Here is a 16945-nt window from a genome sequence, read left to right as displayed (position 1 = left end):
AACTTTTAGAGCCATCCTAGCCGCTGCTCGGAATATCTAACAGGTAACAGGGACGGATGAGATTTTCACCGATTACCAATTACTGAGGTAGCAGCAGTCGTTTAAGCAGATTTGGGCTCTGCAAAGCAGGCCAGTGAAAGACTATAAAACAAGGGCGGTCAAGGTATAAGCAAAAATAATCGTTGCTCTTCTCGGCTCAAACTTGACTTAAAGTCGATCGCGCCCAAATCCAGTTGAATGAAGGATTCATTTTTCTGGTTTTCCTTGTCTTATGATTACAAGCTGATCCTCCCCCTTTCCGCCTAAAAAGACATCTTTCTACGGTATTAGCTCTGTCAGCTAAAAAATGTTCCTTTAGTTACAAATTTTAAATTTTTATCACGATTTATCTACTTATCAAAAGTTAAATTACTTTTCATAAACAGCGCTTAATAACTTTTTGTTACTTTAACTACATTTTTGATTGAAATCTGGCCTCCGGGTGCGCAGTGCACACCTTACTCAATTAGGCCCTCGATCCCCCCTAACCCCCCTTCCCAAGGGGGGGATCGGAAACACTCTTGTCCCCCCCTTGGGAAGGGGGGCTAGGGGGGAGCGAGACGCTTGATGCAAACGAGAGAGACAAAGGATTTGAGTAGGGTGCGCGCGGAACACGTGACAAAATCATAGTTACTGGTTTAACTCTTAAGAACGATGGCGGCAGATTTGCAAAATTGTAAAAATCAATACTAATCACAGTTATAAGTTCTGCGCACAAGGTATTCATGGCCGCTGCAATTGAATTCAAACTCTTCGCTCCCAACAACAAAGCAGCTACACTGCTCGGCTCCTTTTCCCAATGGGAAGAAATTCCCTTAGAAAAAGATGAGAGAGGTTTTTTCCGCACTCAAATTCAGCTAGCAGACGGTATTTATCAATATAAGTTCCGAGTTCAGTCGCAAAGTCCCTGTTTTGAACCGGACGAATGGGTAGAAGTCAATGACCCCTACGCTACTGAGATTGACAGCACGGCTCGTACAAGTAAAATTCGCATCAAAGCCGGAGAACGAATTATTGATACTTATGTATGGGAACACGACGACACAGAACTCCCCGAGAATGAAGAATTAGTTATTTACGAACTGCACGCGGCTGATTTTTCCGGCGCCGATGACTCCGATAGCGGCAGTAAGTTTCAGCAGGTTATCGAGAAATTAGATTATCTGGGCGATTTGGGGATAAATGCGATCGAACTAATGCCAGTTAATGAATATCCGGGCGATTATAGCTGGGGCTACAAAGTCCGCGATTTCTTCGCTGTAGAGTCCAGCTACGGTACAACCGCAGATTTGAAGCAATTGATTGACGAGTGCCACGGACGGGGCATCCGAGTGCTCCTGGATGGCATTTACAACCACTGCGACGAAGAATGTCCCTTATTGCTAATCGATCGCAATTATTGGTACTACAGCGACAAACACTATCCCGACGACCCCGCTAACTACTGGGGCCCCGAGTTTAACTACGAAAACTTCGACGGCAAACTCGGCATTCGTCCCGCTTGGAAATTCATCGGCGATGTCGTTAATTTCTGGATTCTTGAATATCATATCGACGGCATTCGCTACGACGCAGTGCGGCAGTTGGAAAATAGAGATTTCCTGCACTGGATAACTGCCGAAGCGAGAAAAACCGCCGGCGACAAGCCATTTTACAACATTGCAGAACACATTCCCGAACTTCCCGAACTCGTGGCAGCAGACGGGCCGATGGACGGCTGCTGGCGCGAAAGTTTTCGCATTTTTGCCCTCGAAAATCTCGCAGGGAATAGTTTCGATATCGCCAAGCTCAAGCAAGTTCTCGATGCCACACAACAAGGGTATCAAAACGCAACTAATGTTATCAATTATTTAGCCAGTCACGACCGCAACCACTTGCTGGCAGAATCAAGCTTTGAAAATCTTGACCCAGAAGCAGCTTTTAAGCGCGCTAAATTGGCAGCGGTGTTGTTAGTAACAGCAGTAGGAATACCGATGCTGTGGATGGGCGAAGAGTTCGGACAATCCACTCGCCAAACTCCCAACCAGCCGAATCCACTGCAATGGTCTTTGTTGAACAATCGGCAGAATCATGATTTGTTGAAATACTACAAACACCTCATTCTGCTGCGGACAAATTTTCCGGCACTTTACACCGAAAATATTGAATTCATCCACGAAAATCCCGAAGCTAAAGTGCTCGCTTACTACCGCTGGAGCGATGAGGGCACGCGAGCCGTTGTGGTGGCAAATTTTTCGGATACTTATCTATCCGGTTACTGGATTCCTAACTTTCCCGATACGGGAACTTGGCACGAGTCGATGTACAACAAAATTGTAGAAGTTGGGGAAGAAGGCTTTAAGTTTGATTTGCCGGAATGGTCAGCTCAGATATTTGTTTGAGAGCCGGAGAATTTATGTCTCCAGGCAGATGACCGGCGAAGTTGTACAACCTTAAATTGTATTTATGACGGGCGCACAAAACTCAAGAAACCGGGTTTTTCTAACGGGCGGATGGTTGGAACGATAGTTTTTTGTAGAAAAATCCGGTTTCTCGGTGCTGGAGTGCGATCGCAATTCCCGGTATTGAGAATAAGAATTGCACGGCGCTGTGCCAACTGTCAATTAACACAAACTTTGTGGGAGGACAAACTCTATGGGCTGGCTAAAAAGACTGTTTGGTTTAGAAAAACTTGAAAATCAAGAAACTGTTGACGCTCCTGCTTACCAAGCACCTGTAGCTCAATCTCAAGCTCAAGCTCAACCTGCTGCTGCGAGCGCTCAGACAATCCCGCCGGAACGCATGGGATTGAATGGAGAATACGATCAAAGCGGTTTAGCTAAACGGGTGGCTCAGGCTTTCGATGCAAATCCTGATGTGGCGGACATTGAGACTGTTTATGTGGCTCAACACGGTAGTACGGTGGTTCTCAAAGGTACGGTTCCCAGTCAGGAAATTGTCAGCACGTTGGTGACAATTGCTAAAAGCGTTAATGGTGCAACTGGGGTGGAAACCAATCAAGTTACTGTTGGCTAGGGCGACGGTTCTTTGTACAGCACTTTTGCGCTTGTTCGCGAGTAGAGGTAGGGACACGGCGCCGTGCCTTTGGTGGTGTCAACTTAAGCTGTCATTCCGCAAGCCCGCCAGGGACTTAAGTCCCCCTCTTATAGCTAAAGTCCTCGCTATGAGGACTAATGAGTTTAAAAGTGTTCTTCTCAGTCCTCATAGCGAGGACTTAAGCTTTGAGGCAGGGACTTAAGTCCCTGCCGGACTGAGGGGTAAGAACAGTTCACAAAAACTTACCTAAACCTTACTAAAATTGCTCATTAAGTCCGCACTTGATGGCTAAATGAGCAAGTAAGCCCCCTTCGGAAGCAGCCGAACTTAAAGAAATCGCTCACAAATTTTAATCAGCTATGTACGCCATCAAGCGAGAACTAAAACTTAATAATAAAGAACGTACCTTGATGGCAAGACATTCTGGTTATGCCAGATTTTGCTATAACTACGCCCTATCTCTTTACCAAGGAGTTAAAGATATCCAAGGCGCTAGTAGTAAAAAAGTGGCGGCGATTGAACGAGTTTTTACCAACCACATCAAAAAAAGGCCAGAATATAAATGGACTAATACTCTATCTTCCCGAGTGTATAAAACCACATTCCGGCATTTTGCTGAAGCACTATCCCGATACTTTAAAGGGCTAGGAGAGTTCCCAAAGTTTAAAAGGAAAAAAGATGGCGACTCTTTTACGGTGGATGCGGCTGACTGGAATCATTCGATTTTACTCAAACCGCAAAAGTCAATTAAAATTCCCACATTAGGGACTTTTAGACTGAAAGAAGCTATCGGGTTTCCTTGTATGGCGCAGACATTTACCGTCTCGCGCACCGCAGATAAATGGTTTGTTTCCTTCGCTATCAAAGCTCAAAAGATTCCACCTTTGTTTCACCCCGTTGTGAAAACGGTAGGTATTGACTTGGGTGTGTCAACTTTTGCTACTCTTTCCGATGGCAATTATTACGAATCTCCCCGTCCGCTCACCACAGCGAAAACCAAGCTGAGTAAAGAACAGTGGAGAAATAGAAACAAGCAATTGGGTAATAGAAAATTGGGTGTGAAAGCATCCAATAATGCCCACAAGCATTATCGTAGAATCGCCAAAATTTATGGGAATACTGCCAATCAACGTCGAGACTTCTTGCAGAAAACTACGACAGAAATTAGCCAAAAATATGCCCACATTCGCATCGAAAATTTGAACGTAAGTGGGATGATAGCCAACCATAAATTAGCGGCTGCCATTTCAGATTGTGGCTTTTATGAATTTCGTCGTGAGTTGGAATATAAATCTGTTATGTACGGCACGACAGTTGAATTAGTTGACCGTTGGTATCCGTCATCAAAAACTTGTTCAAATTGTGGCAATATTCAGTCAATGCCCCTGAAAGAACGAGTTTTTCATTGTCAACATTGCAGTGCAATTATTAATCGTGACTTAAATGCCGCGATTAACTTGGCTCATTATTCATTCTCTGGTAAGACCAGTTCGGTCTGAAGTTACGCCTGTGGACAAGAAGGAGCTGACTCCCTTGGTGGAAGCAGTTCGAGAACATCAAATCTACTATGAGTAGGTTTGAGTAGGTTTCACAGAACGGTGTACTTAATAAACGTGGAATCTGCTGTCACAGTTAAGGCTTAAGAGTTAACTGTTTTTTTTGAGTTATCTTGCTGTACCTAAAAAATATGACCGGGGAAAATTTAGTACCTACTCGCGGCAAATTAGAACGCAGTCTTGCGCAAGCTATTCAAGCTTTGTACCGCTCTGTACTCGGACACCAAACGAGTCAGGCGCTCTGCAATATTTTGGATAATAAATTGATAATTGTAATCGAAAATGCGATTACTCAACCAGAAAAACTTTTGGCTCAGAACGGTCAGGAAGATTTGGCTTCTCAGGTGCGATCGCAATTAGAGTCAGTTCTGGAATTGCCACTGAAAGAGTTAATCAAAGAGGTTTTGGGTGTGGCCGTGACTGATTTGCTCAGCGATGCGACTTTGGAGACGGGCCGCACCGGAACGATCGCAATTTTGGAGTCTGCACCTAAAGTTCGCGATGCGAGTTCTAAGTCTAAAACTCAACCATAAGCGGCTGATGGTTGAGGTGGTGGCGGATAATTTTTTCTAAATCCTTGATGTTAAAAGGTTTGGAAAGGTATGCAATGCAGCCGACTTGGAGAATTCGATCGCGGTCTTCTGTTTTTGCTAGTGCTGTGACAGCTACAATCGGAATATCTCTGAGCTCGGGCTTTTGTTTGATGCGCTTGACTAATTCTATACCGTCTATATCGGGCAGGCAAATGTCGAGTACGATTAGCTCGGGAAGTCGATCGGCTGCAGCCGAAAGAGCACTGTACCCGTCAACGGCTCCCACGCACTCGCAGCCGAATAAATCGAGTATTTGCGTCAGCAGCTCTAAGTTGTCGTGATTGTCGTCTACAGCCAAAACTAAAGGACGCTTGTCAAGTGTGGCTTGACCGCTATTTAAAGAAGATTCCAAATTCTGATTCCAATTAGGGTAGTTCATAAATTCAGATCGAAAACCGATCGAAATAGTTGTCCCCGAGGCATTCTTCAAGTGGCGCTCCGGCACTTGAAACAGATTGGCTCGTATTTGTAGCTCTGAGATGGCCAGTCTTTGGTCTAGCCCGATTGTACAATATTGCTGCAAGTTCGGGCAAAGACTGCACCAGTCGATCTATGCTATCGCATCTCCATAATTTTACTGATCCCCGCGCCAATTGCCAACTTACCAGAAAGAATTGGTTTAAGGCCCCAAGCCTTGTAGGGAGAAATTAAAATCCGACTATTTATTACTCCAATCCTCGGACTTCCAGGTAGAGGTCGCTCTTAACTGTCAACTGTCAACTGTCAACTGTCAACTGTCAACTGAATGAAGCCCTACGGTTGCGTCAGCCTTGACAACAAGAGGATCTAACTAGGAAAAATCTTGCTAATAAACCATCGTACCTTAATTTTTGCTTTGAAGAGTGGCGGCTGCTTTTCAGGATACTACCAACAGTAGACTCCTGTTCCCCTAAGTGAATCTACCTAAAGGAAGAGTGTCGCTGACACTTAAATTTCACAACTTCCACCTGCTGAGGGATACTTGTTGCTCTAGTTTAGACTTCAATGTTTTTAAGTAGTAATTATCACAGTTTGAGCCAGTAAAAAAATCAGTTTTTACTTGAGTTTTACCGGATATTAACCTAGGAGGTTTGGATGACAATTGCAATCAGAGACGACCTGACTTACATTTTGCTCAAAAAGATTGGCAGCGGAAACAGCGGGGGAGAGTCGGAAATTAGAAATGCAGCCGAAGAATATGTCGGTCGCGAGGTAGCCGAAGCGGAACTGCTCGGTCACTTGGACTACCTCAACCAAAGGGAATTTATCAAAGCCCAGTTTAGCGGGGAGCCTTACGGAGGCGCTGAGTTATTGCCGCCTTTAGTGGCATTTCAAGAAGCTGATTTAACCGAAAAAGGCCGCAAACTGTTGCAGAAAATGGAGACGAATCCTCCTAAGTCCCTCCACCAAGAAGGGTCAGCAGTTCCGATCGCCTCTAAGGATATGCCGTTTTTGGAAAAAGTGATGGTAAACGGTAACATGGAGGATATTTTTGATGCCCGGGACATTACTGAAGTGGTCTACCGGATCATGCGCGATTTGATGACAACAGAAGCCATCGATCGCGTGGAATCTGAATTGCACAAAGAAGTTTTACCGACGGACGACAAAACCCTGCAAACAGAAATAGCCGAGCTCTGGAAAGATACGAATCCGCTGGTAGGATTGCTCAGCCGGGTGCGTCAGCCTTTGCGCGGGCCTGCACCTGTGGGGATCGATGGCAATTTGTTTGCACGGAGGGTGGAACTAGAAGGCTCACTTCCTTCGGGAGTCAAACCGGAAACTGCGATCGCCGCTGTATTTTCGGCAACAAAGGATGAGTTGTCCCAGGAGCGAATTCAGGAAATAGCGGGCTTTTTGCCGGACAGAATTCGGGAAATTTGGGAGTCGGCTTAACGGGATATTTCCGAGTATAAATACTTACAATCCGGGTTGACGAACCAGCATTCTGCGCTCTAAGTTAGAAGCTTGTCCGATCGACCCGGTTTCTGTATTCGTTCGATCGTTGGGAATGCGAGTCCGCATAAAAGTCTTTTGAGAAACCGGGTTGCTACACAAAATTTGTGGGAAAACCAGAAATATTCCTAAAAACAGGGTTTCTCGCCCCCGGTTGGGTAAATCCCCCAGACGCAGCCAAATTGTTGTAATCTATAGTACAGGGCGAGTTAACACAGTGGCTCGCAAAAATGCTGTCAACAGCCCTGGAGATCAAAAGGGATGGCCCGCCGAAAAGTTAGACAAATGTCAAGATCGACTTTAGAACAAGAGATTTTACTCAATCGAATTACCAATCGCATTCGCAACTCTTTAGAACTGCAAGAGATTTTGACGACAACGGCGCGAGAAATCCGCAGCTTTTTAGGAAGCGATCGGGTAAAAGTTTATCGGTTTGATACCGACGGTAGCGGCGAGGTGATTGCTGAGTCGCTCGACGGGGACAACTTACCATCTCTGCTGGGTTTGCGCTTTCCAGCAGGCGACATTCCCCATAGTGCCCGCGAAATGTTTGTCAAAGCGCGGCAGCGAGTGATTGTAGATGTGGGATTGCAGCATCAAACAATTAATCGGTTAGATTGTCCCGAAACCGGCAAAACTTTAGCAGTTGAAGATATTCGCTATTGTCCTGTAGACCCCTGTCACATTGAATATCTAAAGGCTATGGGGGCGCGTTCTTCTCTGGCGGTGCCGATTTTGCATCAAAATCAGCTTTGGGGGCTGTTGGTGTCTCACCACAGCCAATCGAAACGGTTTAGCGATCGAGAATTGAACATGGTGCAATTGCTTGTGGATCAGCTTTCAATTGCGATCGCCCAATCTTTTCTGCTCACTCAAGCTAGAGCGCAAGCGCGCGACGAAGCCGTTGTCAACCAAATTAGCAGCTTGCTGCACTCTCCTCTGGAACTAAACGAAATTCGGCAAGCAGTTCTCGAACAAACTGTCAAGCATTTGCGCGGTTCGGGAGGGCGGTTGTACATAGCAGCCGAATTTGGCGATCGGCCGGCTAAACTTTATACCTGCGGCCAGCAGCCCCCGGACGGCAACCTGGAAGCCAGCGAGTTTTGGCAGCGGATCATGGGGTTTGCCGACCAAGACGAGCAAGGAAAAACTGCCGATAATACCAGCCAATTAGGTATTTTTCAAAATCTCTATTCCGAGCGTTACAGTTCAATTGATACAAATATTTCTAATTTGATTGTCCCGCACTTGTACGCGATTTCCGATATTTCTAAAGAACCTCAACTCAAATCTTTATCGGCAAATTTTCTCGAAGCTGACATTCGGTCATTTTTGGCAGTACCGCTGCAATACCGCCAACAGTGCATCGGCTGTCTCACCGTTTTTCGCGCCGCCGTAGAAACCGAAATTTTGTGGGCGGGCCGTTGCAGTTCCGACGCCCGGAGCGATCGTCCCCGACAGTCCTTTGCTGCTTGGAAAGAAATCAAAATCAGCGAAGCTCAAAAGTGGAGCAGCGACGAACAGAAGCTGGCCAAATCTTTAGGAACTCACCTGTACATGGCTGCAATGCAGAGGCGCGTCGAGGCGATGATCCGACATCAAGCTTCTCACGACCAATTAACAGGTTTAGCGAATAGATTGCTGTTTAATGAAAGGCTGTCTTTAGCTTTAGCTAACGCTCACCAAAACGCAGAAATGCTGGCGGTGATATTTCTAGATTTGGACAGATTTAAAAATGTCAACGATACTCTCGGCCACCCAGTGGGCGATTTGTTGCTGCAAGGTGTATCTCGGCGTTTGAGTAACTGTTTGCGCGTGGGGGATTCGATCGCCCGTTGGGGCGGCGATGAATTTACTTTGCTGCTGCACAATATCAACAGCCCTGAGGACGCAACTAAGATTTGTCAGCGAATTATCCAGAGTTTAAGCACTCCTTTTGATTTTGACGGTCTGGAACTTTATACTAAGGCTAGCTTGGGAATTGCTTTGGCTCCTTACGACGGAGAAGACGCAGAAACTTTGCTGAAAAATGCTGATGCTGCGATGTACAAAGCTAAACAGAAAGGTCGCAATAATTATCAGTTTTACACGCGGGCGATCGGCAATCAAGTCTCCGAGGAACTTAAATTAGAAAATCATCTTTACAAAGCTCTGAAAAAATCTGAGTTTGTGCTGCACTATCAACCGCAAATAAACTTAAATACTGGCAAAATAGTCGGCATGGAAGCTCTGATTCGCTGGCAGCATCCCTCACGCGGCTTGATTGCTCCCGATCGATTTATTCCCTTAGCTGAGGAAACAGGATTAATCTGCCAAATTGACGAATGGGTGCTGCGGACTGCTTGCTTGCAAAATCGAGCGTGGCAGTTATTGGGATTGCCGCCGGTGCGGGTAGCTGTGAATTTATCAGCCCGCCAGTTTTTGCAAGCTAACACGGTACAAACCATCGCTGAAATTTTGTCAGAAACCGAGTTAAATCCAGAGTATTTAGAAATAGAAATTACCGAAACAGTTGCCATGACAGATGTGAATTTTACCGTATCGGTACTGCATCAGTTGCAGCAAATGGGAATTCACATTTCTCTGGACGATTTTGGTACCGGTTATTCTTCGCTGTGGTCTCTAAAAAACTTGCCGCTCAATAATTTAAAAATAGACAAATCCTTCGTGGCAGATTTGCTCAACGGCAGCAGCGGTGCTACGATTGTGAAAGTGGCGATCGCCCTGGGACAGGGCTTGAATTTACAGGTGATTGCTGAGGGAGTGGAAACAGGAGAACAGTTGGCATTTTTGCAGTCTCTTCAGTGCGAGATGGGTCAGGGTTACTTCTTTAGCAAACCAGTACCGGCGGCGGCGGCCACCCAATTGTGCCTAGAAAATCGATCGGGTAAAATAGGTAGTTTAAATTAACCAGCAGAAAGCGGAAAAAAAAGAGCTTCGGTTTTGACTTGTGATATCATTTCCGTTTGCACTTCTTGCCGTCCCGCTCGCGATGACGGTTCGCAAGCGATGCGCGGTATAATTCAATACGCTTATAGCCTCTTGCCCGATCCCCCCGGCGCCGCCCGAACCAAGGGGAGTAGGGGGTGGGACAAGAGTCTTCTCTTTCGTCAACCCCTACTCCCCAACAACCAGGGGAGTAGGGGTCGAGTAGGGGGTATGCGAGGGGGATCGGGCAAGAGGCTATAAGCGAGATTTATCAAAGGTTTTAGGCGATTGTTGACACCAATGGCGAGGGGGATCTCCGAGGAATAAACAGTTTTAACCCAAGCGTATTGGGGTATAATTCTGATGTCACCTGATTTGATATTACTGCCAGACAAACACTTTTGCTTCGTATTCCGGCAAGTCAATCATAATATTGTCATCGCCAGATTCCACATCATAATTCCCCGTCCATTCGTGCCAAGTTCCATTAGCCGGGAAGTGGGGAACGCTGTAACCTGCTAGATAATTTTCCGACCAATTCGCAACTACTACAACTCTCGAACCTTCATCGTTCCAGCGAGTGTAAGCAAAAACTTTCGACTCGGGGTCTTCGTGGAAAAACTCGATGTTTTCTGTGTAAAGTGCTTGGTTATTTTTGCGCAGGTGAATCAAGCCTTTGTAGTATTCCCACAAACCTTTATTCATATCATTTCCTAGCAGCGTCCAGTCAATTTTAGCTTGCTCGATCGTTTTGGCTTTGTATTCGCCAAATTCTTCGCCCATCCAAATCAGCGGCACGCCAACTGCTGTCATTAATACCGCCGTTCCCAACTTCGCTCGCTTGAATGCTGCTTCATCCAAAATCCCGCGCGAACCCAATTCGGCAAAAAGGCGATCGTGGTCGTGATTGCTCAGATAATTCACTACATTCGTAGCACCCAAGTAACCTTGCCGCTTGCAGTCAATCACATCTTTGAGCTGTTCTAAATCAAAAAAGTCGCCGCAGAGTTGTGGAATGATGCAGTGATAGAAACTGTCGTGCCAGCAGCCGTCCATCGGCCCGTCTAGATTCGTGATGCTGGGATTGTCGGGAATGTATTCGGCAACGGTGTAAAACGGTTTGGGGCCGGCGGCATTTTTGGCTTCTTGAACTACCCAGTGCATGAAATCGTAGTTGGCAATTTGTCGCGCCGCGTCGAAACGAATGCCGTCGAGATGATATTCTTGAATCCAGAAGCGGACTGTATCGCCAGCAAATCTGCGTGCGGGGAAAGTTCCTAAGTTTTCGTCGTAGAATTCGTAGTTAAATTCCGGGCCCCAATTGTTGTCGGGATCGCGGGGTTCGTGGTGATACCAATAATCGTGATCGATTTGAGTGAGGGGGCTCGATGCTTCTGAGTGGTTGTAAATCCCGTCGATGATGACGCGAATGCCGCGGCCGTGACACTCGTCTATCAGGTTTTTGAGTTCTTCGGTGGTGCCGTAGCTGGACTCGGCAGCGAAGAAGTAGCGGGGGTTGTAGCCCCAACTGTAGTCGCCTGGGTATTCTTTGAGGGGCATGAGTTCGATCGCGTTGATGCCGAGTTCGACTAGGTAATCGAGTTTTTCGACGACGTGCTTGTACTTGCCGCGGGCGAGGGGATCGGCTTCGCCGCCGGAAAAGTCGGCAACGTGCATTTCGTAAATCACTAATTCCCGATCGGCCGGCAGCGGTTTGTCGTCGTGCTGCCACACGTAGGTATCGACAATGCGATCGCCATCTTTGATCCGAACCACGCCGTTTTGAGTGGGATCGTCGATGTCAGTGGCGTAGGGATCGACCACCTCTACCCACTGATCTGCTTCTAGAAACCAGCTTTTCGACTGAACGCGGAATTTGTATTGATAAACACCATCCTCCAACTCAACTCGCGTGCGAAAATAACCTTCTTCGTCTTTTTCCATCGGGATTTCTTCCCAATTAGAAAAACACCCTATCAAGGCAGCTCCTTTGTTGTAGGGAGCAAATAACTTGAATTCAATTGGAGCGCTCATAATACCTCTTTTTAGGATATTTCAGTAGCAGTTGATACTTTTAATAATCTCGCAAATTTAAGCGAACTCAGGCATCACTCTGCGGATATAAGTTCTTTAACTGTTTACCTATTCCTAAAAGTATGGGTATCTGGGCGAGACTTCCGCATTTTATGAATTGATATCGCGCCATATCGGCACTGCGATCGGAATTTATCGCAGAAGGAATTCGAGAAATGGAAGTCGGAAGAACGAAGAAAACCAAGGGTTTGAGCAATTAAGAACGTTCTCAACGTCCCGCGCGGTTGCTATATCTAACTTGTTATTGCTCAACCATAAGTATTAGGAGCGTGAGGATTCTTCGGTATCTATCTTAAGGTGTATTTACTTATAAAAACCTTATTTTAAATATCTGCACTGGGATAGATGCGGAGTTAAAATACAGCTTTTTTAAACTTGAAATTATTCGGCTGCCGGTGTCCAATTCGCACCCTACATGAGCGGCAAGAATTAGTCGGTCTGTGCGCTCTTATAACACCCTACACGAGCGGCAAGAATTAGTCTGCCGGTGCTGAGGTTGCACCCTACATTTTTGGCCGTAAGGTGCGCAGTGCGCACCCTACTTTTAACTTGCTTTTGCCTTCTAATGACGCTTTATCCAACCAAGCCAGAACGGAGGGCGAGAACGGCCGCCTGAGTGCGATCGTCAGCACACAGCTTGTTCAAAATATTGCGGACGTGAGTCTTGACTGTACCGACAGTAATGTAAAGCTTTTCGGCGATAGCCGCATTGCTGTAACCCTGCACGATCAGTTCCAAAACTTCTAATTCCCGCTCGGTTAAAGGGTAAGTTTCAATGATGTGACTGAACTCGGGTTCGGCAGCCTTAATTGTGACTCTTTTGCCCTCAGCCTTCGGTTCTTCCGGCGCCGATTCCTTTGTGCGAGCTTGTTTCAGGACGATGCGGGCGATCGCCGGATCGATCCAAGAGTTACCTTCGTGAGTTACTTTTACTACATCCAACAACTGATCGAAGCTGATATCTTTCATGCAGTAAGAGTCAGCTCCGGCGGCAAAAGCTGCTAAAACTTCTTCTTCGTTGTCCTGAAAAGTCAAAATCAAAATTTTGGTATCCGGATCGGACTCCGCTACCATCGATTTTTTAAACTTTTGTGTCAGTTCAATGCCGTCAAAATCAGGCAAGCCAATGTCTACGATGGCCACGTCAGGTTTTGAAGACTGAAGCAGTTTCAATCCGTCTGTGGCATTAGCGGCATCGCCGACAACTTCTATAGTGTCACGCTGTTGTAAAGCTGTGCGGATGCCGACTCTTGTCAGGTCGTGGTCTTCTATCAAAGCAACGCGAATTTTACTCATCTTTCTTCCAATAGTCCGCTAAACTTTTAAAATATCGTCAAGTGACTCAGCCAAGCTGAGTAAATTTGAGAATGTGTCCTGATTTAGGGTTTGACAGCCCGCACATCTTTTTCCAGCATACTCATGCAGCCACCAAGATTGCAAGTTAATTGTCAAGTTATTTGGCGGCGATCGCCTGCACGAGCCCGATCGGGACAGGTAAGCTCGAAGATGTTTTCACAGTGTAACTGAATTATGCCATTGTCCGCCCCTTGATAGAGGTAAACATATCACTACCGAGATAAATTTAAAGTATAAAAACTTTTGATGCACATTGGCAGTCAAAATCAATAAAGCTAGCAGCACGAGTCTTTAGCCGGTGTTAGGGCTCAAGTTGGATGCTTATTTATAAAACCAGTTATGACTCACTATCACGGCAATAACTCTTTTCGCTCGGACTTTTCCGACGGCGAAATACTATACAAGGCATCAGAAATAGCCTCCCCCCAACGGCAAGTTTGCGATCGCGAAACTCAGGACGATCGCCTGTGGTCGGCAAGTCCTCACATAGTTTGGAAAGTAAATGCCGGCGGCTGGGCGACTTATTTAGGGCAGCGCTGGGAGGAGTACACGGGGGTACCAGCAGCCGCAGGTTTGGGTTTCGGGTATCTGGCGCGCGTCCACCCAGAAGACCGCGCTCTGCTGTTGGCGCGATCGCGCACGAACGATCTCCCGCCCCAAAGTTACGAAATAAAATTTCGTCTGTGCACGCGAGAGGGCGCTTACCGCTGGAATCTCGCCAGAGGAACGCCCGCCAACGCAGACTCTCAAGAAGTTTTGGAGTGGGTGGGAACCTACACAGATATAGAGGCGCTCCCACAAACTCAAGGCGCTCCCGCAGCCGAACCCGAATTTTTACGCTCCTTGGCGCGCTCTGAAGCTAACTTCCGCTCCCAAAATATGTGCGAAGCCAGGGCGGTAACGGATGCTGGGCAGGAGTTGCAGGCGATCGAGCGGTTTACAAATCTGTTGAGCCAGCGCGCGGGTAACTTGTGCGAATTGTTGCAAGCGATCGCGGACGCGACTGTAGAGGCGCTCGCCGGAGCTGAATTTTGCCTGGTGGCGCTCCCGGAGTGCGATTGCAGCGGCCTCAAACTCAGCGCAGTCGGGGGCGCGTCAAACTTTGAGAAAGGCCAAACCCCGCACGTACAAGACAAGCTGCTGCTGAGGGCGTTTGCGACGGGAGAGTCTCAACTGTGGCGCTGTGAGTCGGGCGGCTCGGTGCCGGCGGCGGCCTGTGCTGCGGCGATCGAGTCGGGGGATACGGGGCGTTTGGGCGTTTTGGCGATCGGCAACGTCCAAGACAGCACGGCCATTGACCCGGGATCTGTGCAACTGCTGGCGGTGATGGGAAAACAAGCTGCGATCGCGATTAACAGGGCCCGGGCGATGGAAAAATTAAAAAAGCAGGAACAGCTTTTAGAGTTGCAAAACGAGCTGCTAATTCGCCAGCAGGAAGAACTGGAAAATCAGGCCCGGCGCATTCAACAGCAAAAATTGCAACTGCTAGAAGCAGCAAAGTTAAAATCGCAATTTTTGGCCACCATTTCCCACGAATTGCGAACTCCCATGAATGCGATTATCGGCTTTTCCCAATTGCTGCTGCGCCAGCACAAACCACTGCTGAGTGCCCATCAAACAGACATGGTGGGGCGGATTTTAAATAACGGCAAAAACCTGCTAGTGCTGATTAACGATATCCTCGATCTCTCCAAAATCGAGAGCGGCCGCACAGAATTAGAAACTGAAGAATTTGATTTAGCCCAGTTAGTAATGGAGGCCGCCCTGGAATTCGGAAATCAAGCCGCCGACAAGAATGTGGCAATGTCCGTCAGCGCGTGCTTGCAGGATCGGTTTATAGTTAATGACAAGTTGCGCCTGCGGCAAGTTTTGGTCAATCTGATTTCCAACGCGGTTAAATTCACGCATCAGGGCAGCATTTGCATTGAGGTGGGGGAATTAAAGTGCGATCGGCTAACGATCGCCGTTCGGGATACAGGAATCGGCATCTGTGAAACCGAGCTGCCCCACATTTTCGACAAATTCCATCAAGCCGACCAAAGCACAACCCGCCCATATCCAGGCACCGGTTTAGGACTAGCGATTAGTGCCTCGTTAGTCAAGATGATGAACGGCACAATTGCAGTCGAAAGTCAACCCAAAAAAGGTTCGAGATTTGCGATCGAAATTCCTCGAAAAATTCACCCTAAAAAGCCATAGAAGAAGTCATTAGTCATTAGTCATTAGTCATTAGTTGTCAGTCATCAGGAAGAAGGAAGAAGGAAGAATAGTTCGCGATCGCACTCCTTCGTCACTTCATATCATATTCCCTCGAACCACCACAATAAAATTGGTTCGTAGTGAGGACTTTAGTCCTCATAAAAACTGAGGACTAAAGTCCGATGCTGCGAACATACTACATAATTAGGTTCTGCATCCAGGAGCAATTTAGCAAAGATTAAAACCGGAGTTAGCATACAAACCTGCGGACATTTCGGAGGTTTACTCATGCCCGCTAATTATATCGTATCCTATCGATTAACCACAATCAAATTCGATCGCGCGTGCGGACTAGAGTCCTCCGCATGAGAGCGGACTTTCGGGCGCACTACCAACAGGAGCGGTTTCAACCGCCCCGTCTTATTTTCTAAAGACTAGAAGTTTTCCCAACTTCGGCCTGAGTAGCAATTGGTTTAACATCGGTGTAGCCCATATTATTAGCTACATCGCGCAGCACCGAAATTTGCTGTTCAAACTCAAGACCTTCAATTTGACTCAACACGCCATTCACAGCCTCAGTTGCCTCATATCCTTCGGGGATATCGACAATTCTTTCCCCCATACCAATAGCCCAAGCATACCAAACCAACAACTGATTGTTAGCAGTTAAAGCTCCGTAAGCGTGAGAATAAGGCGTGTCGGATCGGTTGACAATACCTCGCATGATATTTAGTTGTTGGTCGTGGGAAAGGTTGTAAAAATCATTCAGCAGCACCGGAGCTAATTCTGGTTCGGCGGCGGCGGGAGCGGCTGGTGTAATTGAGTCTCCCATTTTTTCATAAACAAAGTAGAGCAGCGCCAGTTTTTCATCTGTACCCAACCCGTTGATTTTTTCAACCATGTTTTGAGTGTCGTTGGAAAGAGCGTGAGAATTGGTCGCGGCGGGTGAGTTCATAAATAAAATTCCTTAAAAAATGCTTCCCGAATATATAAATATCAACATTTGTCAGTACAAGTCACCATCCCCCAGAGGTAATGCGATTTTAGATTTGAGATTTGAGATTTTAGATGAAAAAAGAGGGAAGGACTTAGTATGTATGGGTTTGGAGCTTGCATACAGTTGCATTATTTTCGTAAACCGGTGTAATGCTGAGCCGCCACCCTAGAATAAATCATCCTTGAGATAGAAGCCAGCGATACATCTGCGGG

11 protein-coding genes are annotated in these 16945 nt (G+C 46.8%); 7 read left to right on the top strand and 4 right to left on the bottom strand.

Translation table 11 applies throughout. The features are described 5' to 3' along the window. Positions 1-764: 764 nt before the first annotated feature. The 4 genes from QUB63_RS04175 to QUB63_RS04160 all read left to right on the top strand — a co-directional run bounded on the left by QUB63_RS04175 (position 765) and on the right by QUB63_RS04160 (position 5164). The gene (locus QUB63_RS04175; RefSeq protein ID WP_332943539.1) at positions 765-2420 is read left to right on the top strand and encodes an alpha-amylase family glycosyl hydrolase; all 1656 of its coding nucleotides are present in this window, start codon (positions 765-767) and stop codon (positions 2418-2420) included. 253 nt (positions 2421-2673) lie between these two features. Continuing rightward, positions 2674-3054, top strand: coding sequence for a BON domain-containing protein (locus QUB63_RS04170; protein ID WP_332943538.1), 381 nt, complete (start codon positions 2674-2676; stop codon positions 3052-3054). A gap of 380 nt (positions 3055-3434) precedes the next feature. Then, complete coding sequence (locus QUB63_RS04165; protein WP_332943537.1) at positions 3435-4574, top strand: RNA-guided endonuclease InsQ/TnpB family protein; 1140 nt, start codon at positions 3435-3437, stop codon at positions 4572-4574. 188 nt (positions 4575-4762) lie between these two features. Then, positions 4763-5164: a DUF2294 domain-containing protein gene (locus tag QUB63_RS04160; protein ID WP_332943536.1), complete on the top strand. Its 402-nt coding sequence runs from the start codon at positions 4763-4765 to the stop codon at positions 5162-5164. Here the strand turns inward: QUB63_RS04160 and QUB63_RS04155 are convergent. After that, a complete protein-coding gene (locus tag QUB63_RS04155; protein ID WP_332943535.1) occupies positions 5148-5603 on the bottom strand; it encodes a response regulator in 456 nt (151 codons plus the stop codon). The two genes, QUB63_RS04160 and QUB63_RS04155, sit on opposite strands and share 17 nt — an antisense overlap. A 695-nt stretch (positions 5604-6298) precedes the next feature. Here QUB63_RS04155 and QUB63_RS04150 point away from each other — a divergent pair. Together QUB63_RS04150 and QUB63_RS04145 are read left to right on the top strand one after the other, a co-directional pair. After that, positions 6299-7099 (top strand): DUF2267 domain-containing protein, encoded by an 801-nt coding sequence (locus QUB63_RS04150; protein ID WP_332943534.1) that lies wholly within the window; start codon positions 6299-6301, stop codon positions 7097-7099. A 321-nt stretch (positions 7100-7420) separates the two neighbouring features. After that, positions 7421-10069: an EAL domain-containing protein gene (locus tag QUB63_RS04145; protein WP_442921753.1), complete on the top strand. Its 2649-nt coding sequence runs from the start codon at positions 7421-7423 to the stop codon at positions 10067-10069. 399 nt (positions 10070-10468) lie between these two features. Here the strand turns inward: QUB63_RS04145 and QUB63_RS04140 are convergent, their stop codons facing one another. Further along, positions 10469-12121 carry an alpha-amylase family glycosyl hydrolase gene (locus QUB63_RS04140; protein ID WP_332943532.1) on the bottom strand — a complete coding sequence of 551 codons (1653 nt, stop codon included), beginning with the start codon at positions 12119-12121 and terminating at the stop codon, positions 10469-10471. 633 nt (positions 12122-12754) lie between these two features. Further along, positions 12755-13477 carry a response regulator transcription factor gene (locus tag QUB63_RS04135; protein WP_332943531.1) on the bottom strand — a complete coding sequence of 241 codons (723 nt, stop codon included), beginning with the start codon at positions 13475-13477 and terminating at the stop codon, positions 12755-12757. 399 nt (positions 13478-13876) lie between these two features. On the opposite strand from QUB63_RS04135, the gene QUB63_RS04130 reads away from it, so the two are divergent. Next, the gene (locus QUB63_RS04130) at positions 13877-15736 is read left to right on the top strand and encodes a sensor histidine kinase (protein ID WP_332943530.1); all 1860 of its coding nucleotides are present in this window, start codon (positions 13877-13879) and stop codon (positions 15734-15736) included. 427 nt (positions 15737-16163) lie between these two features. Here QUB63_RS04130 and QUB63_RS04125 read toward each other — a convergent pair whose 3' ends face one another. Next, a complete protein-coding gene (locus QUB63_RS04125; RefSeq protein WP_332943529.1) occupies positions 16164-16691 on the bottom strand; it encodes an orange carotenoid protein N-terminal domain-containing protein in 528 nt (175 codons plus the stop codon). Between the last annotated feature and the right edge of the window lie 254 nt (positions 16692-16945).

The sequence above is a fragment of the Microcoleus sp. ARI1-B5 genome, from assembly GCF_036705795.1.
Lineage (GTDB): Bacteria > Cyanobacteriota > Cyanobacteriia > Cyanobacteriales > Microcoleaceae > Microcoleus.
Note: the sequence above shows the minus strand (reverse complement) of the source record. Positions and strands in the feature narration are given on the sequence as shown.